At 40.8% G+C, this 18,749-nt stretch carries 22 protein-coding genes, 1 tRNA gene and 1 riboswitch; of the genes, 12 read left to right on the top strand and 11 right to left on the bottom strand.

Translation table 11 applies throughout. The annotated features are described in order from the left end of the window. Nucleotides 1-13 precede the first annotated feature (13 nt). Nucleotides 14-2,293: an ATP-dependent helicase gene (locus MTN95_RS11800; protein WP_248338251.1), complete on the bottom strand. Its 2,280-nt coding sequence runs from the start codon at nucleotides 2,291-2,293 to the stop codon at nucleotides 14-16. 115 nt (nucleotides 2,294-2,408) lie between these two features. Here MTN95_RS11800 and MTN95_RS11795 point away from each other — a divergent pair, with 115 nt between their 5' ends. Then, the gene (locus tag MTN95_RS11795) at nucleotides 2,409-2,663 is read left to right on the top strand and encodes a hypothetical protein (RefSeq protein WP_024120952.1); all 255 of its coding nucleotides are present in this window, start codon (nucleotides 2,409-2,411) and stop codon (nucleotides 2,661-2,663) included. A gap of 70 nt (nucleotides 2,664-2,733) precedes the next feature. Here MTN95_RS11795 and MTN95_RS11790 read toward each other — a convergent pair whose 3' ends face one another. From MTN95_RS11790 to MTN95_RS11780, 3 genes are read right to left on the bottom strand one after another with little or no spacing between them, the layout of a single operon-like run. Next, nucleotides 2,734-3,156: a GNAT family N-acetyltransferase gene (locus tag MTN95_RS11790; RefSeq protein WP_248338249.1), complete on the bottom strand. Its 423-nt coding sequence runs from the start codon at nucleotides 3,154-3,156 to the stop codon at nucleotides 2,734-2,736. Nucleotides 3,157-3,160: 4 nt separating this feature from the next. Beyond that, entirely contained in the window at nucleotides 3,161-3,676 is a 516-nt protein-coding gene (locus MTN95_RS11785) for a YjcG family protein (RefSeq protein WP_010333788.1), read from the bottom strand. Between the two features lie 28 nt (nucleotides 3,677-3,704). Continuing rightward, on the bottom strand, nucleotides 3,705-4,427 hold the full coding sequence (locus MTN95_RS11780) for an esterase family protein (RefSeq protein ID WP_095713602.1): 723 nt from the start codon (nucleotides 4,425-4,427) through the stop codon (nucleotides 3,705-3,707). 166 nt (nucleotides 4,428-4,593) lie between these two features. Then, nucleotides 4,594-4,714, top strand: a riboswitch (SAM riboswitch). Nucleotides 4,715-4,781: 67 nt separating this feature from the next. Here MTN95_RS11780 and metI point away from each other — a divergent pair. Continuing rightward, the gene (gene metI, locus MTN95_RS11775; protein WP_105990753.1) at nucleotides 4,782-5,903 is read left to right on the top strand and encodes a cystathionine gamma-synthase/O-acetylhomoserine thiolyase; all 1,122 of its coding nucleotides are present in this window, start codon (nucleotides 4,782-4,784) and stop codon (nucleotides 5,901-5,903) included. Continuing rightward, nucleotides 5,896-7,068 carry a cystathionine beta-lyase gene (gene metC, locus MTN95_RS11770; RefSeq protein WP_105990608.1) on the top strand — a complete coding sequence of 391 codons (1,173 nt, stop codon included), beginning with the start codon at nucleotides 5,896-5,898 and terminating at the stop codon, nucleotides 7,066-7,068. Before metI ends, metC begins: the two co-directional genes overlap by 8 nt. 31 nt (nucleotides 7,069-7,099) lie before the next feature. Here the strand turns inward: metC and MTN95_RS11765 are convergent, their stop codons facing one another. Both MTN95_RS11765 and MTN95_RS11760 read right to left on the bottom strand, forming a co-directional pair. Then, nucleotides 7,100-7,645, bottom strand: a complete 546-nt coding sequence (locus MTN95_RS11765; RefSeq protein WP_105990609.1) for a GNAT family N-acetyltransferase — start codon at nucleotides 7,643-7,645, stop codon at nucleotides 7,100-7,102. Between the two features lie 72 nt (nucleotides 7,646-7,717). Beyond that, complete coding sequence (locus MTN95_RS11760; protein ID WP_105990610.1) at nucleotides 7,718-8,908, bottom strand: DUF819 family protein; 1,191 nt, start codon at nucleotides 8,906-8,908, stop codon at nucleotides 7,718-7,720. Nucleotides 8,909-9,081: 173 nt separating this feature from the next. On the opposite strand from MTN95_RS11760, the gene MTN95_RS11755 reads away from it, so the two are divergent. Continuing rightward, nucleotides 9,082-9,154 (top strand) — tRNA-Val (locus tag MTN95_RS11755). Nucleotides 9,155-9,424: 270 nt separating this feature from the next. Here the strand turns inward: MTN95_RS11755 and MTN95_RS11750 are convergent. Together MTN95_RS11750 and MTN95_RS11745 are read right to left on the bottom strand one after the other, a co-directional pair. Continuing rightward, nucleotides 9,425-9,562, bottom strand: a complete 138-nt coding sequence (locus tag MTN95_RS11750) for a response regulator aspartate phosphatase I (RefSeq protein WP_227598250.1) — start codon at nucleotides 9,560-9,562, stop codon at nucleotides 9,425-9,427. 288 nt (nucleotides 9,563-9,850) lie between these two features. Next, nucleotides 9,851-10,588 carry a response regulator aspartate phosphatase gene (locus MTN95_RS11745; protein WP_242521291.1) on the bottom strand — a complete coding sequence of 246 codons (738 nt, stop codon included), beginning with the start codon at nucleotides 10,586-10,588 and terminating at the stop codon, nucleotides 9,851-9,853. Between the two features lie 282 nt (nucleotides 10,589-10,870). On the opposite strand from MTN95_RS11745, the gene MTN95_RS11740 reads away from it, so the two are divergent. Then, entirely contained in the window at nucleotides 10,871-11,152 is a 282-nt protein-coding gene (locus MTN95_RS11740; protein ID WP_101860791.1) for a putative quinol monooxygenase, read from the top strand. A gap of 358 nt (nucleotides 11,153-11,510) precedes the next feature. Here the strand turns inward: MTN95_RS11740 and cotU are convergent, their stop codons facing one another. Continuing rightward, on the bottom strand, nucleotides 11,511-11,780 hold the full coding sequence (gene cotU / locus MTN95_RS11735) for a spore coat protein CotU (RefSeq protein ID WP_202853970.1): 270 nt from the start codon (nucleotides 11,778-11,780) through the stop codon (nucleotides 11,511-11,513). Nucleotides 11,781-12,188: 408 nt separating this feature from the next. Then, a complete protein-coding gene (locus MTN95_RS11730; protein ID WP_202852863.1) occupies nucleotides 12,189-12,584 on the bottom strand; it encodes a hypothetical protein in 396 nt (131 codons plus the stop codon). 284 nt (nucleotides 12,585-12,868) lie between these two features. Here MTN95_RS11730 and MTN95_RS11725 point away from each other — a divergent pair, with 284 nt between their 5' ends. From MTN95_RS11725 to MTN95_RS11695, 7 genes are all read left to right on the top strand, one after another. Beyond that, the gene (locus MTN95_RS11725) at nucleotides 12,869-13,309 is read left to right on the top strand and encodes a DUF805 domain-containing protein (protein WP_248338247.1); all 441 of its coding nucleotides are present in this window, start codon (nucleotides 12,869-12,871) and stop codon (nucleotides 13,307-13,309) included. A gap of 345 nt (nucleotides 13,310-13,654) precedes the next feature. Then, complete coding sequence (locus tag MTN95_RS11720; RefSeq protein ID WP_202852861.1) at nucleotides 13,655-13,918, top strand: hypothetical protein; 264 nt, start codon at nucleotides 13,655-13,657, stop codon at nucleotides 13,916-13,918. Nucleotides 13,919-14,253: 335 nt separating this feature from the next. Further along, the gene (locus tag MTN95_RS11715; protein ID WP_248338245.1) at nucleotides 14,254-14,973 is read left to right on the top strand and encodes an NPP1 family protein; all 720 of its coding nucleotides are present in this window, start codon (nucleotides 14,254-14,256) and stop codon (nucleotides 14,971-14,973) included. A 356-nt stretch (nucleotides 14,974-15,329) separates the two neighbouring features. Further along, the gene (gene csn, locus MTN95_RS11710; protein WP_202852859.1) at nucleotides 15,330-16,166 is read left to right on the top strand and encodes a chitosanase; all 837 of its coding nucleotides are present in this window, start codon (nucleotides 15,330-15,332) and stop codon (nucleotides 16,164-16,166) included. 513 nt (nucleotides 16,167-16,679) lie between these two features. Continuing rightward, nucleotides 16,680-16,802, top strand: coding sequence for a hypothetical protein (locus MTN95_RS11705; RefSeq protein WP_059292995.1), 123 nt, complete (start codon nucleotides 16,680-16,682; stop codon nucleotides 16,800-16,802). Between the two features lie 90 nt (nucleotides 16,803-16,892). Next, nucleotides 16,893-17,180, top strand: a complete 288-nt coding sequence (locus tag MTN95_RS11700; RefSeq protein ID WP_248338243.1) for a YozQ family protein — start codon at nucleotides 16,893-16,895, stop codon at nucleotides 17,178-17,180. A gap of 435 nt (nucleotides 17,181-17,615) precedes the next feature. After that, a complete protein-coding gene (locus tag MTN95_RS11695; RefSeq protein ID WP_248338241.1) occupies nucleotides 17,616-18,029 on the top strand; it encodes a YjdF family protein in 414 nt (137 codons plus the stop codon). 50 nt (nucleotides 18,030-18,079) lie between these two features. Here MTN95_RS11695 and MTN95_RS11690 read toward each other — a convergent pair whose 3' ends face one another. Continuing rightward, nucleotides 18,080-18,586 (bottom strand): GNAT family N-acetyltransferase, encoded by a 507-nt coding sequence (locus MTN95_RS11690; RefSeq protein WP_105990618.1) that lies wholly within the window; start codon nucleotides 18,584-18,586, stop codon nucleotides 18,080-18,082. Nucleotides 18,587-18,749 lie beyond the last annotated feature (163 nt).

The raw sequence follows: 18,749 nt of genomic DNA, 5'->3' as shown, positions 1-18,749 counted from the left end.
ACTGCCGGGCTGTTTATTTGGGCAAGGGCTGTCTCGTTTGCTGCAAAAGAGGATACAAAAACCTTGAACGGTGGGCGGTTTTGCCGCGCCTGTTTGCGGGACAAGACAAATATAAATGCTGTTTGGCCCGTGTCATTGCAACATACAGAAGGCGTCTTTCTTCCTCAAGCGGAGCTTCGTCTCCCTTTCTCGCTGTTTCTAGTGAGAAATCATGCGGGATGGAGCCGTCTACCGTGCCTAATACATAAACAGTTTTGAATTCGAGGCCCTTTGACCGGTGAATGGTCATCAGCTGCACGCCGTTTTCATCCGTTTTGTTTTTTTCAGCAGCCCGCATGTGATCAACATGGGCGAGAAAGTCAGGGATGGTTTTGAATTTTTTGGCGACAACCTTGACGTCACGCAGGTCATCAGAGCCTTTTTCCAGCTTATTTCCTTCGTTGCCCCGTTTTTTTAAGTATTCGGAGAAGCCCATTTTTCCTTCGGCAAAGGTAATGGCTTCCACCGGCTTCATGGTGCGGATGCTTGCGAAAAAGGGAACGATTTTTTTGATTTTATCCAGCTGGAACGGCTTCAGATCCGGCAGTTTGGCCAGCGCCTTGATCATGGAGCAGTCCTCGGTAATCGAGAGCGCCTTCAGCGTGTTTAAAGCAGACTGTTTTAGAAATAAGGCAGGCAGCAAGTGTTTAATCGCTTCAGTATCATCCTCGTTTTGGCTTGCGTATAAGTATGCGAGTATCTGGCGGACGATCCTTCTGCTGTAAAAGGACTGGACGCCGCGATCTGCGGTATACGGAATTGATGATTGATGAAGCCTTTCATAAATGGCGCGGCCGGCGCTGTTTGTCCGGTAGAGAACCGCAAAATCTTCAGGTTTTACGCCGTTTTGAATTTTTTCTTTCATATCGGAAACCACCATTGTCGCTTCTTCTTCTTCGTCATAAGGATAAAACAGCACAGGGACCTGCGCGTCATCACGTGCGGCTTCCAGCATCTTGGCATACCTGTTTTTGTTCTTTTTCACGACAATATCAGCACTGGAAACGATCGGATGTGTTGAACGGTAGTTCGCTGTTAAATAGATTGTTTTGGCACCGGGATAATCCTTTTGAAAATCCAGAATAAAAGAAGGGCTGCTGCCGCGAAACGCATAGATTGACTGATCGTCGTCACCGACACAGCACAAGTTTTGTTCCGGACTCGCCAGCATTTGCATGATTTTATATTGAACCGGATTAATGTCCTGAAACTCATCAATTAATATATACGTAAACCTAGATTGATATTGCTCCAGAAGGTCAGGCCGTTCTATAAACAGTTCATAGCAGGCTGACGCCATATCATCAAAATCAAATTGGCGGTGTTCTTTTTTCTGGCGCTCATAATATTCGTATAGGCGGTAGACTTGTTTTTCCCACTCATCCTTTAAAGGAATACGTTCATTCGGCAAATAAGTGTTCTTCCAGAAGCCGATTTGCTGCAAGGCCTGATCGACGGGGAACTCTTTCTCATCTACGCCTTCTTCATAGAGTGCTTTTTTCATATATTGTTCCTTTTGCCACTCCATTTTCAGCAAATGTTCGCCATTCCATTTGGCAGAATCATAGTGATACAGGATTTTATAAAACAAGCTGTGGAATGTTCCGGTGACAAGTCTTCTGACTTTTGACGGCTGTAATCCGTACTGCTTCGCCATGCGATCTTTCATTTCCGCGACGGCTTTTGTTGTAAAGGTGACAAGCAGCATATGTTCCGGCGGTATGTCTAAGTGTTCGATCATGTGGGCAGCGCGCGCGGTCAACACACGTGTTTTTCCGCTTCCTGCACCGGCAAGCACCAATAAAGGGCCTTCCGTTTCCGTGACAGCTTTCAGCTGATCTGTGTTTAAGCCGACAGTCGGAAAAAGGCTCATATCAGGTGTTTCCGGTCTTTTTATAAAAGGTGTACCAGGTTTAATATGTCTTGGAGTCTGCCAATCCGTGACACCGGGTGCCGGATCAGCTGATATCGCTTTTCCTTTAGGCAAACGAAAGACGCCGGATTCCTGAAAGTCTTCTTTTCTCTCTTCTTTCGCCGGTTTCGGTTCGCAGGCTTCCTCACACGCCGGGAAATCACCAGGCTGCCGGTGAATAAATGCAGGCGGTTCAGCGATGTTGAGCCTTAACAAAACAGGCTTTCCGCAATGAGAACAAAATAAATTCCCTTTTATTCCTTCTTCATAGAGGAATTGATAATGTTCTCTCGAATATGTATGTAAATGTATGGTTCGATCATTCAGTCGGGCGCATTTCAAAAAGGGGTCCTCCCAATAAAAAGGTGTTCATTACAGACAAAGACTATCATATCAAAAGAAACGTGTTTCAAAAAGTAAGTTTAAGGGAAAGGAACAGCAGAAGGGTGGGTATCGTATGATATATGCAGGTCAGATTCAGAACCAGCAATACGCTCAATATGCCAATCGCACTATAGGCCATAAACAGGATTATGCCGGAACAGAGAAGATCAGCTATGTTCCGTTTCAGCGGGTATACAAGGAACTTGAAAAACAGCAGGAGAATCTAACGGCTGCTGAAAGGAAAGTAAATGAGGCAAAACGTAAGCGCTCTCTTTATAAAAGATTGCGAGAAAAAGGGATAGGCACATCTATTAATCGATATGTATAAAAAACCGTTCACATGAGAGAGCGGTTTTTTATATGCGAAAAATCCGGATCTCAGAAGACCCGGATGGTGTTTAATCCTTAATCATTTGCAAATGGGGTATGCCAGCATCGAGAAATTCCTCTTCAGACAGCACCCGATATCCATGTTTTTTGTAAAATGGCACTGCTTGTGTCTGCGCATTTAACATAAAACCTGAAGCACCGCCGTCTGCTGCCGCTTTTTCCAGCGCTTTCATAATGATGCCGCCGACACCGGCTGAGCGGTGGCTTTTTAAGACACAAATTCGCTCTAATTTGCCGTATCCGTTCTTTAGCCGCCATCTTCCGGCGCCGACCGGCTGATCTCCGTCATATACCACAATATGCTCTGATTCGTTTTCTAGCTCATCAATTTCTTCTTCAGCTGGTACGTTTTGTTCTTTGACAAAGACTTCTTTTCTTACATAAAATGCATCTATCATTTGTTCTTCATTTTTTGCGATAACTGCTTCCAATCGTTTATTCTCCTCCGCCTAACAGGAACGTTTCATATACCGTCCACGAACCGTTTTCCAATTGATACAGCAGATGAAAACGGTCAACAATTTCTTCATGAGATACTTCCTGCATTTTTAACTGCCCTAATACATCCGAATGCTCATCGTCGGAAAGGTTTTGGCCGACCGTCACATGCGGAACAAAATTGTATTCCTGATTACCGGCTAATACACCGGTGTAAAGTTTTTCATTTAGTGTTTTTAATTCTTCCGTCGGTTCTGCTTTAATGTAAATGACATTATTGACAGGCGCAAAAGAACTGTATTTGGTCATTTTGAGAACAATCGGATGAGATTCTTTAGCGATTTCTCTCAATTGTGATACCAATTCACCGGCTTCCTCTTCCGTAAATTCAAATGAAGATCTCAGCGTCAAATGAGGCGGGATCAGGGAATAGCTCGGATCATAGCGCTTTCTGTAAGAGTTCGCGAGATCTTGCAGTTTTTTTGATGGAAATAAAACAATTCCATATTTCATAGTATGTCCCTCCTGAAAATAAAGTATGTTAGAGCATTTTTTTCAGAGCCGGCGTAATGAGCGGCTGCCAGTATGTCCACTTGTGGTCTCCGTCAAATGGCTCAAAATAATAATCGGAAAGCTTTTCCTCCAAAAGCTTTTTCAGCTCCTGATTCGGTTCTGTGAAGTCCAAAATATTGCCGTCTGTCGTATGGACGTCTGTTTCTTTTGTTCCGATTTGGTGATAAAGAGAGAGGTGTTTGATGTCGTCTGACTGTTTCACGGCTTTTAATACATGTTGATCTACATAGGGAGACTGCATGATGATGTTACCAAACATATTCGGATAATCAAGCGCTGTCATAAGAGAAACGGTCGCTCCGAGAGAATCACCGATCAGTGTCCGCCCGTAGCCGACTTGGTACGTCGGAAATTCATGGTCCGCAAAAGGAACTAGCTCGTGGGCAATAAATCGTTTATATGCCGAAAACTTAGAACCTTCCGGATGATAGGTTTTTCTGCGTTCTTTTACATCCTTGTAAGGAACACCGATAATAATGCATCGGTCTATTTCTCTTTTGGACAGCAATTCCTCCACTTGTCTGCCGATTCTCCCCAGCCTGAAATAATCGTGGCCGTCCTGCGCGATAATAAGATGATATTTATAAAGAGGGGAGTAGTTTGACGGCAGATAAACGAGTACTGTCATTTCCTCGTTAAGCTCTTTTGAAAAGAGCTTCTTTTCTTGAACTGTGCCGTTTTTCGGTGCCATAATACATTCCTCCAGGACATCACTAGACTTTCTTGCGTTTGAAATTATTGTACCATGAATTATTAGAAATTTCTCTCTTTAAACAGTTCGGTGCCCGAAGAAAAAAGTATTGAAATAAACTGCAAATTGCGCTAATATAAAACAATCAGAAAATTGAAATCGATATTTCTTATCGTGAGAGGTGGAGGGACTGGCCCTTAGAAACCTCAGCAACCGGCTTGTTTTGCATACGTGCAAAGCGCCAAGGTGCTAAATCCAGCAAGCGAACTATGCTTGGAAGATAAGAAGAAGCGTTAAACCCCTTCTTCTTATGAAGAAGGGGTTTTTATTTTGAAAAGGGAAGGTGTCAGCTATATGTCACAGCACGTTGAAACGAAATTAGCCCAAATCGGAAACCGAAGCGACGAAGTAACGGGAACAGTGAGTCCCCCTATTTATTTATCAACTGCATACCGCCACAGAGGGATCGGCGAATCGACCGGATTTGATTATGTTCGGACAAAAAACCCGACACGCCAGCTTGTTGAGGACGCGATTGCCAGTTTAGAAAACGGAGCGAGAGGGCTTGCCTTCAGTTCAGGAATGGCAGCGATTCAAACGATTATGGCGCTGTTTAAAAGCGGGGATGAACTGATCGTTTCATCGGATTTGTATGGCGGCACGTACCGTCTGTTTGAAAATGAATGGAAAAAATACGGCTTGACCTTTTATTATGATGATTTCAGCGATGAGGACTGTTTACGCTCCAAGATTACACCAAATACAAAAGCGGTGTTTGTGGAAACACCGACAAATCCGCTGATGCAGGAGGCGGACATTGAAAAGATCGTCCGGATCTCAAAAGAGCACGGTCTTCTGGTGATTGTTGATAACACATTTTATACACCGGTTTTGCAGCGCCCGCTTGAGCTTGGCGCCGACATTGTCATTCACAGCGCAACCAAATATTTAGGCGGCCATAACGATTTGCTCGCGGGCCTTGTTGTTGTAAAGGATGAACAGCTTGGAGAAGAAATGTTTCAGCATCAAAACGCCATCGGCGCCGTCCTGCCTCCGTTTGACTCATGGCTTTTGATGAGAGGAATGAAGACACTCAGTCTCAGAATGCGCCAGCATCAGGCGAACGCGCAAGAGCTTGCGGCCTTTTTAGAGAAGCAAGAAGAAATCAAGGATGTGCTTTACCCGGGAAAAGGAGGCATGCTGTCCTTCCGTCTGCAAAAAGAAGAGTGGGTGAATCCATTTCTAAAAGCACTGAAAACGATTTGCTTTGCAGAAAGCCTCGGCGGGGTGGAGAGCTTTATTACATACCCTGCCACACAGACGCACATGGATATTCCTGAAGACATCCGTATCGCAAACGGCGTCTGTAACCGTCTTCTGCGTTTTTCAGTCGGAATTGAACATGCGGAAGATTTAAAAGAGGACCTAAAGCAGGCGTTATGTCAGGTCAAAGAGGGAGCTGTTTCATTTGAGTAATCACAATTGGACGCTGGAAACCCAGCTCGTGCACAATCCATTTAAAACAGACGGTGCAACCGGGGCGGTCAGTGTACCGATCCAGCACGCATCGACCTTCCATCAATCTTCATTTGAAGAATTTGGCGCATATGATTACAGCCGCTCAGGCACGCCGACAAGAACAGCTCTCGAAGAAACAATTGCCGCCCTGGAAGGCGGAACGAGAGGGTTTGCTTTCAGTTCAGGCATGGCTGCGATCTCAACAGCATTTTTACTTCTCTCACAGGGCGATCACGTTCTTGTGACAGAAGATGTATACGGCGGAACCTTCCGCATGGTGACAGAGGTTTTGACCCGTTTTGGCATTGAGCACACGTTTGTTGATATGACGGATATCAACGAAGTGGCGCGGAATATCCAGCCAAACACAAAGGTCATTTATATGGAGACACCGTCAAATCCGACACTTGGAATTACTGATATTAAAGCGGTTGTCCAGCTTGCAAAAGAAAACGGCTGTCTGACCTTTCTGGATAATACATTCATGACACCGGCACTGCAGCGTCCGCTTGATCTCGGCGTGGATATCGTGCTTCACAGCGCAACAAAATTCCTGAGCGGACACAGCGATGTGCTGTCAGGACTGGCTGCTGTCAAGGATGAAGAGCTTGGGAAGCAGCTGTATAAGCTGCAAAACTCGTTCGGCGCCGTCCTTGGCGTGCAAGATTGCTGGCTTGTGCTGCGCGGCTTAAAAACATTGCAGGTCCGTTTAGAAAAAGCGAGCCAAACAGCGCAGCGGCTTGCGGAATTTTTCCGGAAGCATCCGGCGGTGAAACGCGTGTATTATCCGGGGCTGTCTGATCATCCGGGGGCCCAAACCCATAAAAGTCAGTCGATGGGAGCGGGAGCCGTGCTTTCCTTTGAGCTAGAAAGCAAGGAGGCCGTTAGGAAATTAGTAGAGAATGTATCACTTCCGGTCTTTGCTGTGAGCCTTGGCGCCGTGGAATCGATTTTGTCCTATCCGGCAACGATGTCTCACGCAGCAATGCCTAAGGAAGAACGTGAAAAACGCGGCATCACAGACGGCCTGCTCCGTCTAAGTGTGGGAGTCGAACATGCAGATGATTTAGAACGCGATTTCGAACAAGCGCTAAAAGAAATTGCGCCTGTAGCTGCGCGTTAAAAAAGAAGCCGGGCGATATCCCGGCTTCTTTTTATTTTTCATCATCAGGATTCAGAATCGCCAGTACTTGATGATCCTCCCATTTTCCGTTGATTTTCACGTTTTTTCGGGCAATGCCCTCTTTATGAAATCCCGCTTTTTCTAATACGCGCATGGACCCCAGATTGCGAGGCATGACACCGGCTTCAATACGATGCAGCTTCAGATCGTAAAACGCATAATCAACAATCAGTCTGACCGCCTCTGTCATAAGGCCCTTTCCGTTATGGGCTTTATCTAAAAAGTATCCAATAAACGCGCATTGCAGCGCTCCGCGGATGATTTGGAAAAGGGAAACCGTCCCGATTAATGTATGGTCTTTATTTGTGAAGATGCCGAAGTGATACTCTTGGTCATTTTCCAGTCTTTTCTGATATTGTTCGATCCTTTTTCTCTGCCCTTCAATCGTATAGTAATCGTCTGCGCGAATCATGGAGAACTGTTCAAAAAATGCCCGGTTTTCGCTTTGCAGCCGAAGATTCACTTCAGCATCTTCTGTTTCTAAAGGTCTTATATAAATGGTATGTCCTTTTAACATACAGTGATCTCTCCGTTCTCGCATCAGCAATTTCTCTTACATAGTATTCTGAGGAAAGTGTGAAAATCCTTTTTATAAAAAGGAAGAAAACCAATTTCCCATAAAGGTGCCAACATAATTGCCGATCAAGTAGCCGAGTGTGCCGACCAGCATAATCGGTGCAACAAGCTCCCGCCACCCTTTGGCAATCGCCATCGCAGCTGCTGTTGTAGGGCCGCCGACTGTGGCGTTTACGGCAAGCAGAATTTCCTCAAGGCGCACGCGGAACAATTTACCGACAGCTAAGGAAACCGCTAAATTGCTGATGGCGATGATAAAGACAAATAAGAGAATAAGAGGCGCATTTGTGATGATTAAACGGAGATCTGCAGGAATGCCAATCACCACAAAAAACAAATAAATCAAGTAGGTGCCAAGCTCCTGAGATCCATTGAGCCTTTCAAAAAAACGAGGGAACAGAAAGATGATAAGAACGGTTAAAGACGTAAGCACAAGGTACTGATCGCCAAGCGTCCCGGTCAAAAGGGGATGAGAAAACGTAATTTTGAAATAGCCGGAAATCTTACCGCTTACCGCAACAAGGGCAAAAGCAGCTCCAGCGTTAAAGGCAATATCCTTTAATGAAATGTCTTTCCGCTTCCAATAGCTTTCCGCGCTGTTACCGCTGTTTCCTTCCGCTTTTGCCTGATCTTCAAACGGCATCGCATAATGCCGGCGAAACCATTTGAGTGCGGGAATGCTGATTAAAATAAAAAACAACAGCGCCATCATGAAGTTATCTGCCACAACCGTTGCCGACACATATTCGCCCGGTGCCTCAAATTTCGCAGCCATCGCCGCAAAATTAATCCCGCCGCCAATATAGGAGGCACTGATCATCCCGCCGATCTTATCTAGATAGGGAATATGCTGTTTTAATAGAAAAAAAGCGATGATGCTGCCAACCACTGTCCCTAAGGAGCTTATAAGAAAAATAAACAGCAAACGCCTGCTTTCCTTAAAAATCTGCCGCACATTGATCTGAAACAGCAAAAGAGGAATCGCCAGCGGCACCACATATGACCATACGGTATCGTAAACAGGGGATTCAACAGGAAGCACTCCTATATTTGTAAACACCATTGCACCTGCGAGCGCGATAATAGCGCCAGACACAGCGGACGCCCACTTAAAGCGCTGCTCCAGCCCGATGCTCACTGCCGCCCACACCGCAATAAATCCCCATAATACCCATACATCATCAGAAGAAATCAAAGAATGCAAAACCCCATCACCCCCTATTGTTAGAAAATTAAGACATATTATAATAGCCGATGAACATAACAGCAAGTCCGAAAAAAGTTTTTCTGAAAAAGCAGTTGACGAATAGAAGTCAAGGTTATATAATAGAACTTGTCAGAAAGACAACAACATACCCAGCAACACATACATATCATGATTCCGTAGCTCAGCTGGGAGAGCGCTACCTTGACAGGGTAGAGGTCGCTGGTTCGAGCCCAGTCGGAATCATAGCTTAAACCCTTGCGCAGCAAGGGTTTTTTACTTTTTGTAGGGGTTGTCGGTTTTATTAATGCAGTATATGATTTAATGAAAACCCAAGAATAAAAATTGAGTTGAGAAGATAAAATAAAAACCCCATTTGTAAAGTCCAAAATGGGGTTAATTTCATATTAAGTTGCTGCTCTATCTGCGACCTTATAAGTGGACTGCTCAGAAAGAGCGTATGAAGCGCTAGATACTCCAACAACGCCAAGCAAGAGCGCTAAACAAATTGCAATTTTACATTTTTTCATTTAAATGTTTCCCCCTTTGAATTTGTTTGCGTGCTTCAATTGCCATTTGATAAAAATCAACCGCATCATATCTGTCTTCTTTGTTGGTCAAAAAATCAGCAACAGCAACAGCGTATTCTTCCATATCACCGTAAAGGTTTTTCTCTTCGAAGAACTTGAACACTTCTCTAAGTGTTTGTAAGTCGAATGATAAATAAAGGCCTTTAACCAGTTTTAATTTCTCGGTTACTTCCTGGTTGTTGTGTCGGGCAGCAACCTTCTGACCTTCCTGGTATAATTCTACTGCAGTCTTTAAATCATTTTTCTTTGCTTTGACATATGCAAGATTAAAAATCGCTTTGGACTCATAAATGTGTTTTCGATCCTTATGAATTTCATAGGAAATTTGAAAATGTTTCTCAGTATTGTCAAGTTATTCAAGGTTATTATAACATAATCCTACGTTAAAATGAGCTGAACCAATTAAATGTTGCTCCCCTATTTTTATAGCATCATTTAAGGCTTTTTCAGCTGTTTCTAAAGCATCCTCATAACACATTTTATCTAGCCAGTTCCCAAAAACAACAAACTGACATTGGACCATTTCTTTGCCATATGTAAGGTTACCCTGAGCATCTTTTTGCTCTTTAAATATAGAATATGCTCGCTGAGCATAATTCATTGAGAAATGAGTCTCTTTCATATAGTAATAGACCTCTGATACTTTAAAATAGAACTCGGCCTTATCTGTATTTGCGTTTTCATCTAATAAATCAAGATATTTTTCGGCTTCGCGATAATATGTTAAGGCAATAACTAAATCTCTTGTTCTGAAATGATACATACCGGTAAAAAAATGATAATAGAACTCTATTATATTCGTAAGGGATTCAGGGGCCATATTCTCCCTTGTCTTTTTAAGATCAGAATAAACACCATCTATATTTTTAACAGAGTCAGGTTCGAGATACGACAGCATTATTTCGTGCCGTAGCTTTAATAGCTGAAGATAGACTGCAACCTTTTCATTTTTCTCCATCATATCGAATTCTTTTTCAACTTTTCTTTTCATTTCTTTTGCTTTCTCAACTCGTCCCTGCTTTATTACAACATACCAATGATTAATGTCTGTAGTTACATAATGATATGGGATTAAATCCGAAACAGACAATCAAATACCTCCTTTTATTTACATATATTTTATTTTTATACCACTAAGGACCCCTCTAATAGATTATTTTTTGAAAAGTCCCTCTATTTAGATTAAAAATGTTCGGAATAAACATAAATAAGGACCATATCGTCTGATATCGACCCTTTAGCTTGCTTTAGAATTTATAGAAAATTGGTCTAAAAGGCTATCGATGTCGTTTAATGATTTATAAATGACATCTACATTTTTCAAGAAAATGTTATAATGAAAAGTCATAAAATGATGTGAGGAGGAATTTCGATGCATTACATAACGGCATGCTTAAAAATCATCAGTGATAAAGACCTTAATGAAATAATGAAGGAATTTAAAAAACTTGAGGAAGAAACAAACAAAGAAGAAGGGTGTATTACATTCCATGCATATCCGCTTGAACCATCAGAACGCAAAATAATGCTTTGGGAGATTTGGGAAAACGAAGAAGCTGTTAAAGAACATTTCACGAAAAAACACACAAAAGACGTTCAAAAACAAGAATTAACGGAAGTAGAATGGTTAATGAAAAGCAATGTGAATGAGTAAAAGGTTCCTTAAAAAAGAGACATTCAATGGCTAAGAATCAACCACCTGTAATTAAGTAGTAAAGTGTTGGCGGATTGTTGTCCAACTCTGCCAACAATCATCATTTTCATTCAGAAGTCATCAGATGTACAATTCAATAGGCTTTGAAATAAAAGGGCAAACTTGATTTTTTGGCTTAGAGATTCATTGATCCTGTCCCTTTTTAGGGTCAAAATCATTGAAAAGTTCAACCTGGATAGGAACATAAAATCTCAATTTTCTAAGAAAAGCTCCCACACAATAGGGAGCTTTTCTATTTTCACATCACTTGATATAAAGCGTATTAAATATAAGAAACTTTTATAGATATTTAAGAGATTTAGTGATGTTTTTTATACGATTCAACAAAATCATAATAATGATCATCGTCATCATAATACTTTTTATCGTAATGGTAATCGTGATCATCATCATACTTCTTGTCATGATCAAAATCATAATACTTATTGTCGCAATCATAATGCTTCTTATCGCAGTCATAATACTTTTTGTCGCAATCATAATGCTTCTTATCGTGGTCATAATACTTTTTGTAATAAGTTTTTTTCCAAGTGTAACACTCTTCTTTATATTTTTTATAATAACCCAATTTAAGCCCTCCTATTATTTTAATCAATATTAATATATGAAGTTTATATGATATGGTATGGCCAAATTCACTAATAATTTATTAATAGGGCTATTTCTGATAACCAAATATAAGTTAGGTGAAAGGATTCGATCACAGTGAATAGACGAAGTATGTTGTAATGCCATTTGGGAATAGATGGGGACGAATAGGGGACAAACTTTTTAGTCAAAACAAAAGGTTTTTTATCAGAAATTCTTGTTAGAAAACCCTATAAAATATGGTTTTTAAAATAAAACGTCAGTTCGTATCGGCATATAGTCCCTACCTTGACAGGGGAGAGGCCACTGGTTCGAACCTAGGCGGAATCATACACGAAAAAACGGCAGGAAACGCTGATAAAGGCGTTCCTGCCGTTTTTGTTTTGTGTTATCTTTTCGCAATGAGATAAAGTGATAGGGCTCTTTGGGTTTGAAGAGGATTATGAATCGTAATCACCCACTGGTTTCTTCTCCTCGGAAAACTGCCTATTGCATACATTGGAGCATAATCACGTGGATTAAACCCGCCATTTATTACCTTTATATCTCTTCCTTCAAGATAACAAACAAGGTATTCACCGGGATCTATGACCTGTTGGTTAGTCCATGCGTAAGAATAAAAGCCGTCTCCGAGATCCTCGGTAGAAGATGGCGGTATAAAGCCATCTACATTCAATGTTATTTCTCTTCTTCGCTGTCTTTCTGGAAAGTCTTGATTTCTTTGCGTGTGATGAGCAGGTGTTAAGTGAGGAATTAACACAGGAACATAAAAGTACTGATACAAAGTAACCACTCCTTCGTTTACATTCATACAAAGTGTATGTTGGCGTATTTCGTTAATTCCTGTTTTGTTGTCAGTTGACTAAGAATGGAACTAAAGGAGTGAGGACAATCAGCTTGTCCATTTTTGTTTTAAAGACTGCCTTCATTTTTTGTATAGAAAGTTCTTTGATAATAAGGTCTTTTTGCCATTGACTAGTTTTATAGCCCTCGCTATTTTTAATCATTTTTATGATATAATGGATATGTTTTTCAGTAATTTACAGTGTTGGTAACGGAGGAAATGATATGAAATGGTATTGGAATGGCTTAAAGAACTATGTCAATTTTGAAGGGAGAGCTCGGCGAAAGGAATATTGGATGTTTCATCTCTTTAATGGCATCATTTGTTTTATTTTATTACTGCTATCATTAATACTAGTTGGATTATTAACATCAGGCCCATTGGCGGCAGAAGGATATGCCGGTTCTCAAGTAGGATATGTAATTGGATATGGCGGGGGATTACTGGCATATATTCTGATCTTTCTTTATCAGTTAGCTGTTTTTCTTCCGTCTCTTGCTCTCAGTATCCGCAGATTGCATGATATCGGCAAAAGTGGCTGGTGGATATTTATAGGCTTTATTCCGGTGGTCGGTCCTATTATTGTGCTGATCTTTAACTGCCAAGATAGTGAAACAATAGAGAATCAATATGGAGCAAATCCTAAGATTATAAATGAATCGTAAATTGCGCCCCAATTGTTAGACAATGAGTTTAGCGATTGGGGTGTTTTTTATAGCCTGAAGAACTCATAAGGTAACTACATATTCAAGATAGAGAACAACTTTTAAAGAATTTTGTGCTGCAGGATATCGGCATGAATGATCTTACATTATTTGGTTTAACATGGTTAACTGCATATTGAATAGTTATTCCTTTTTCTTCTTAACCACTTTCTAAGCACCTTTGTTTATAGTTTTCGCAAAGGATTGAATTAATATGCTGATCAAGAAGACATTTAGAATGGAACGAATCAAAGTGAACTTAATGGACAAACTTATATGGATTAAAAAGAAGAGAGGAGGGTGGAAATGAGTAAAAAATGGTTGCAAATAATAACTGCGTTATGTCTATCCACTTTTATATTAATGGGCTGTAATAATGATCAAAATAATAATGATCAAGACAACACTCCAGATGTTGAGGAGAACGATCAGGATAATAACGGTAACAATGCGCCGGGTGTTGATGAGGACGATACGATCAATAAAGATGATGAAAAAGATAATGAGAATGATCCTGAAGATCCGGTTGAGGATAATGAAGATGCCGATAAAGATAAAAAAGATGAGTAAGGAAACAGCACATCACATTGTTTGCAGAAGAACCGACTCTTCGTGCAGAGAAGTTTTAGTATTCTTTTCTGATGCTTTCTGCTGGCGGTGCTACAGACGAAAAACGTGCTTGAAAGGCTCTAAAATGACAAAAAGCTCTGTCCTTAGTGGATGGGGCTTATTGTGTGTTTGTGACACGTTTTTGAAATGAATACTTTTTACCGAATTTAAAACATAAGAAAAATTCAAATAATACTTTAGAAACAAAATGTGTGAAGTTTGTAAAAATGACATTGATTTCAACTCGAATTTTTGATAACTAATAATTGTCTATATTGTCAAAAGGAGTTGGAATCATGAACAAATTTTTCTTGGCTCTCTTTTTATCCGTTTTCGCTTCTGTCAGCATTGTTTCAACAGCGAATGCAGCAGTAATCGATCATGACAAGGTTGTCGGCTTTAAAGAGGTAGCGCCTGCCACTGTTACTCAAAAAGCGGCGAAACGTTTTCAGCCATATTTGAAGGTTTATAGCGGGTGCGTGCCTTTTCCTGCAGTCGATGCACAAGGCAATACAAGTGGAGGTTTAGAGCCTACTGGAGCGCCTGAAGGACATTGCAGCAAAAATACTGGACAAGTATATTCGCGTTCTGCTTGGTACAATGGTGTTTGGGCAATTATGTATTCCTGGTATTTTCCAAAAGATGAAGCCTCTCCAAAATTAGGTCACAGACATGACTGGGAAGGAATCGTTGTATGGATTGATAATCCAGCAAATCAACATCCAAAAGTTTTATCCATTGCATATTCCGGACACGGAAAATTCACAAATGCAGCACCAAGTGGAAGCAACATGAGAGATCATCATCCTTTGATTGCATATGACAGCACTTGGCCGCTGAACCATGAATTACTTATGAGCGATGATGTAGTAGGCGGAACTCAACCGTTAATCGGATGGGATGATTTAACTCCTGCCGCAAGGAATGCATTACATACAACAGATTTCGGTAAAGCAAATGTTCCTTTTAATGATAATAACTTTACCAGCAATTTAAAGAAAGCATGGTTTAAATAAAAACATCTTGGTATTGGGAAGAGTCCTTACAAAGAAGGATTCTTTTTTTTGACTTACATGAATTCCTATTCGTTACAGTTTCTCCGATAGCTGATTGGCAATGATTACTTTTAAAATTGGAACGAATGATAACAAGTGAAGTCCTTGTCGGAAAGCCTTTTCTCTCAAGAATCTCTCTGTGGTGAAAATGATGTCTGTCTTTTAAATGAGAGGATAAGGTTCAAGCCGCAATCTATTACCATTAAGAGTAGTAATTAAGATTCAAAATATTGACAAATCGATGTATTTTCAACAAAAGGGCAGCCCCTTCATGTATACTGAGTCCGTAATTACAATATGTAGAAAGGGGTAATAGAATGAAAATCAGTTTGGAGAAAAAAGCAGGTTTCTGGAAGAAGGCAGCGATTTCATCATTTATTTTTACCATGTTTTTTACCCTGATGATGAGTGATACGGTTTTTGCGGCCGGACTGAACAAGGATCAAAAGCGCCGGGCGGAACAGCTGACCAGTATCTTTGAAAACGGTACGACGGAAATCCAATACGGATATGTGGAACCCTTGGGTGATGGAAGAGGCTATACATGCGGCCGGGCAGGCTTTACAACGGCTACCGGGGATGCATTGGAAGTAGTTGAAGTATACACAAAGGCAGTACCGAATAACAAACTGAAAAAGTATCTTCCTGAATTGCGCCGTCTGGCCGAAGAAGAAAGCGATGACATAAGCAACCTCAAGGGATTTGCTTCTGCCTGGCGTTCGCTTGGATATGATAAAGATTTCCGTGCCGCCCAAGACAAGGTAAATGATCGCTTGTATTATCAGCCTGCCATGAAACGATCAGAGAATGCCGGATTGAAAACGGCACTGGCAAAAGCTGTGATGTACGATACAGTTATTCAGCATGGCGATGGTGATGACCCTGACTCTTTTTATGCCTTGATCAAACGCACGAACAAAAAGGCAGGCGGCTCACCTAAAGACGGAATAGATGAGAAGAAATGGTTAAATAAATTTCTGGACGTGCGTTATGACGACCTGATGAATCCAGCAGATCCGGACACTCGTGATGAGTGGAGAGAATCGGTTGCCCGTGTGGACGTGCTTCGCTCTATCGCCAAGTCGAATAACTACAATCTGAACGGACCGATCAATATCCATTCAGCAGAATACGGTGATTTCGTAATCAAATAAGCAGCAAATGTAAAGAAACCGGCTGCACCCTTTGCGAATACACCCGCCGCCTTCATTAATATGGCGGGGTTTAACGTATGAACCGATTGTGTAAATGTCATTACCATTACTTAGCCTTTCTCAGAGAGAAGGGCTTTTTTCAATCTAATCTGCTTTTCCGATTCAATGAAAAAACACCAGATTGGACTAGGCATGAATGTATCTGATCCAACGGCAGTCACATCAGCAATTAGGCTTAATACATAATTCTAGACTTGTTTTCATGCTGGCTGATCCTCTAACAAAAAGTGTTTTTCTTACAGTAAACGGAACAGTTTCTGGCATATTACATTCTTTAAACTTATTGTGTTGACTGAAAGATAAATTATGCTTTGGCAGATACAGAACTAATGACGAATGGTCACTCTTAAGAGTTTTTTTGTTATTGGTCAAAAGGGGTGAATGAATGCCTGCTCAAAAGACAGAATAAGGGGGAAGCTGATATTCCAATGTTTTCAGAAAAGAGGTGAAAGCATGACTAAAAAAGGGATTCAAAATTCAAGTATTGAACAAATAAGAAATGATCATGAGACTGAAACAGCATTCAAAGCAGATGACCCTAAAAAACATGGCACAGGTTCAAAGAGGACCAAATAAGTTTTGTTTCAATGGAAAGCCTGATATCAAGATCTGGGCCAATTGTTTTTGGCCTGTCATATTGATTGATAAGGAATGGGAGTGGATGATGTGACTCAAAAAAATGGAGCAGACAGACCTGATGATTATAAAAGATTTTCTGAAATCGACAAGGACTTTAATTTTAATCAAAATGGCGATCCTAAGTCAGAGACATTAGGTAAGAACGAGCAAACCAATAACAAAGAAGAAGCAAACGAAAATATGGATGTCGCAGGAAGATATTTTGAACCGTCAGATTACAAAGGAACCACACAATTGGAACAGGGTTTGGCTGAAACGCATGAACAAGTCAGTGATGACTATTTTGAGGGAACCATCGACCAAAACTTGGACTAATAATCAAGCGGAGCTGACTCGAATGAACTTGAGTTAGTTCCGTTTTTCGTACAAAGATGAAACTGGTTGGCAGAGGCTGTTTTCATAAAGGGGTATGTAAATAGTGGTATCCACGCTTTATGTGAACGCCTGACAGCTGCCGGCTTTTGCGAAACAAAAGGAAATTATTCTATTAAAAGAAGAGAATGCAACTATTTAATCTTTTTCAGTCTTCTTTGGATTCCTTGATTTTGAATAGAGAAAAAAGGTTCAAGCTGATGCATGACTTATTCTTTAATATCTTTTCTCTAAAGGGAAAAATTGATAAAATTTAAGCAGAAGAATGAAAAAACACGATTCGGTTGGTAGTCCGAATGCATTTTTATCATGTCAGTAACCTTCCCCTCCTCGGGATGTCCATCATTCTTTCATCATTTAAAAGAGGGGGGAATCGTTATGAAATTAACGATTTACTACAATGGTCAGTTTTGGGTAGGAGTTATTGAGGTTGTGAAAAACGGAAAACTAAAGGCCTCTCAGCATTTGTTTGGAAAAGAGCCGAAGGATTCTGAAGTATTAGATTTTGTTAATAGACAACTCTTAAAGACTCTGTCCCAGTCTGAGCAGGAAGGAGTTAGTGTAAAGGCCCAAGATCAGAAAAAGATAAATCCGAAAAGATTGCAACGTCAGGTTTCGAAGGAATTGAAACGTGCCGGAGCATCCTTAAAGGCACAGGATGCGATGAAACAAGAGTTGGAAGCGAAGAAGCAAAAGAAAAAACATATAACGAAAGAACAAAGAGAAAAAAGAAAAGAACAAAAGTATCTCATCAGAAAGCAAAAAGCTAAAAAAAAGCATAGAGGAAAATAGCTTGAAAAAGCAGGCATAGAGCCTGCTTTCTTATAAGTGAAGGATATGTTTTACACTTTAGCGTATCTCCAATGGATAAAGTCTTTTTCTTCACGGTCCAGTTTAAACCCTAACTTCTTCAAAATATGCTGTGATCCCATATTGCCATGTTCACATCTTGCCGCAATACAGTTAACATTCTCTTCGCTTAATGCCCAGTTGATTAACTTTTGAGCAGCCTCAAAACAATAACCTTTACGGCGGTGACTTTTATTTGTTGCAAAACCGATTTCAACCATGCCATCCGTATCAGGGTCGCCTAAAAACCCAGTTCCTCCGACAATTTCATAATCATCCTTCTTTAAAATGATCCATGAATCAAATCCTCTTGTTCCTTTATTTTTGATTAAAATCTCGCGGAAATAAGGAATTGCTTCAAAAAAATCGGAGTTTGGCCATTCCCCATTTGTTTTATAACCCAGGTCTATAATAGCCTGATGATCCAGTTTAGATGCAGCGTCTAGAAGGTTAACATCAATCGTTTTTAATAGTAACCGATCCGTTTCAAGGAGAACCATCTCTTTAGCCTCTCTTCTATTTGATATCCATACATGTGATTCTTTTTATGTTCATTTACCATGAATCGAGAATTAATTGTCCTCTCTATAACAAGTTTGTCACAATGCATATTCATTATTTTCTCTCTATATAACGTATCCGTAATATGTGCCGCACCAAAAA

The sequence above is a fragment of the Bacillus sp. 2CMS4F genome (assembly GCF_023161785.1).
In the GTDB taxonomy this organism is placed as follows: Bacteria; Bacillota; Bacilli; order Bacillales; family Bacillaceae; genus Bacillus; species Bacillus halotolerans.
Note: the sequence above shows the minus strand (reverse complement) of the source record. Positions and strands in the feature narration are given on the sequence as shown.

Bases quoted from the DNA above. Each gene is read 5' to 3' on its own strand.
- MTN95_RS11795 (WP_024120952.1), top strand. From the start codon at position 2,409: ATGATATATGCAGGTCAGATTCAGAACCAGCAATACGCTCAATATGCC.
- MTN95_RS11785 (WP_010333788.1), bottom strand. From the start codon at position 3,676: ATGAAATATGGAATTGTTTTATTTCCATCAAAAAAACTGCAAGATCTC.
- MTN95_RS11780 (WP_095713602.1), bottom strand. From the start codon at position 4,427: ATGGCACCGAAAAACGGCACAGTTCAAGAAAAGAAGCTCTTTTCAAAA.
- metI (WP_105990753.1), top strand. From the start codon at position 4,782: ATGTCACAGCACGTTGAAACGAAATTAGCCCAAATCGGAAACCGAAGC.
- MTN95_RS11765 (WP_105990609.1), bottom strand. From the start codon at position 7,645: ATGTTAAAAGGACATACCATTTATATAAGACCTTTAGAAACAGAAGAT.
- MTN95_RS11750 (WP_227598250.1), bottom strand. From the start codon at position 9,562: ATGGAAGAATACGCTGTTGCTGTTGCTGATTTTTTGACCAACAAAGAA.
- MTN95_RS11740 (WP_101860791.1), top strand. From the start codon at position 10,871: ATGCATTACATAACGGCATGCTTAAAAATCATCAGTGATAAAGACCTT.
- MTN95_RS11725 (WP_248338247.1), top strand. From the start codon at position 12,869: ATGAAATGGTATTGGAATGGCTTAAAGAACTATGTCAATTTTGAAGGG.
- MTN95_RS11720 (WP_202852861.1), top strand. From the start codon at position 13,655: ATGAGTAAAAAATGGTTGCAAATAATAACTGCGTTATGTCTATCCACT.
- MTN95_RS11715 (WP_248338245.1), top strand. From the start codon at position 14,254: ATGAACAAATTTTTCTTGGCTCTCTTTTTATCCGTTTTCGCTTCTGTC.
- csn (WP_202852859.1), top strand. From the start codon at position 15,330: ATGAAAATCAGTTTGGAGAAAAAAGCAGGTTTCTGGAAGAAGGCAGCG.
- MTN95_RS11705 (WP_059292995.1), top strand. From the start codon at position 16,680: ATGACTAAAAAAGGGATTCAAAATTCAAGTATTGAACAAATAAGAAAT.
- MTN95_RS11695 (WP_248338241.1), top strand. From the start codon at position 17,616: ATGAAATTAACGATTTACTACAATGGTCAGTTTTGGGTAGGAGTTATT.
- MTN95_RS11690 (WP_105990618.1), bottom strand. From the start codon at position 18,586: ATGGTTCTCCTTGAAACGGATCGGTTACTATTAAAAACGATTGATGTT.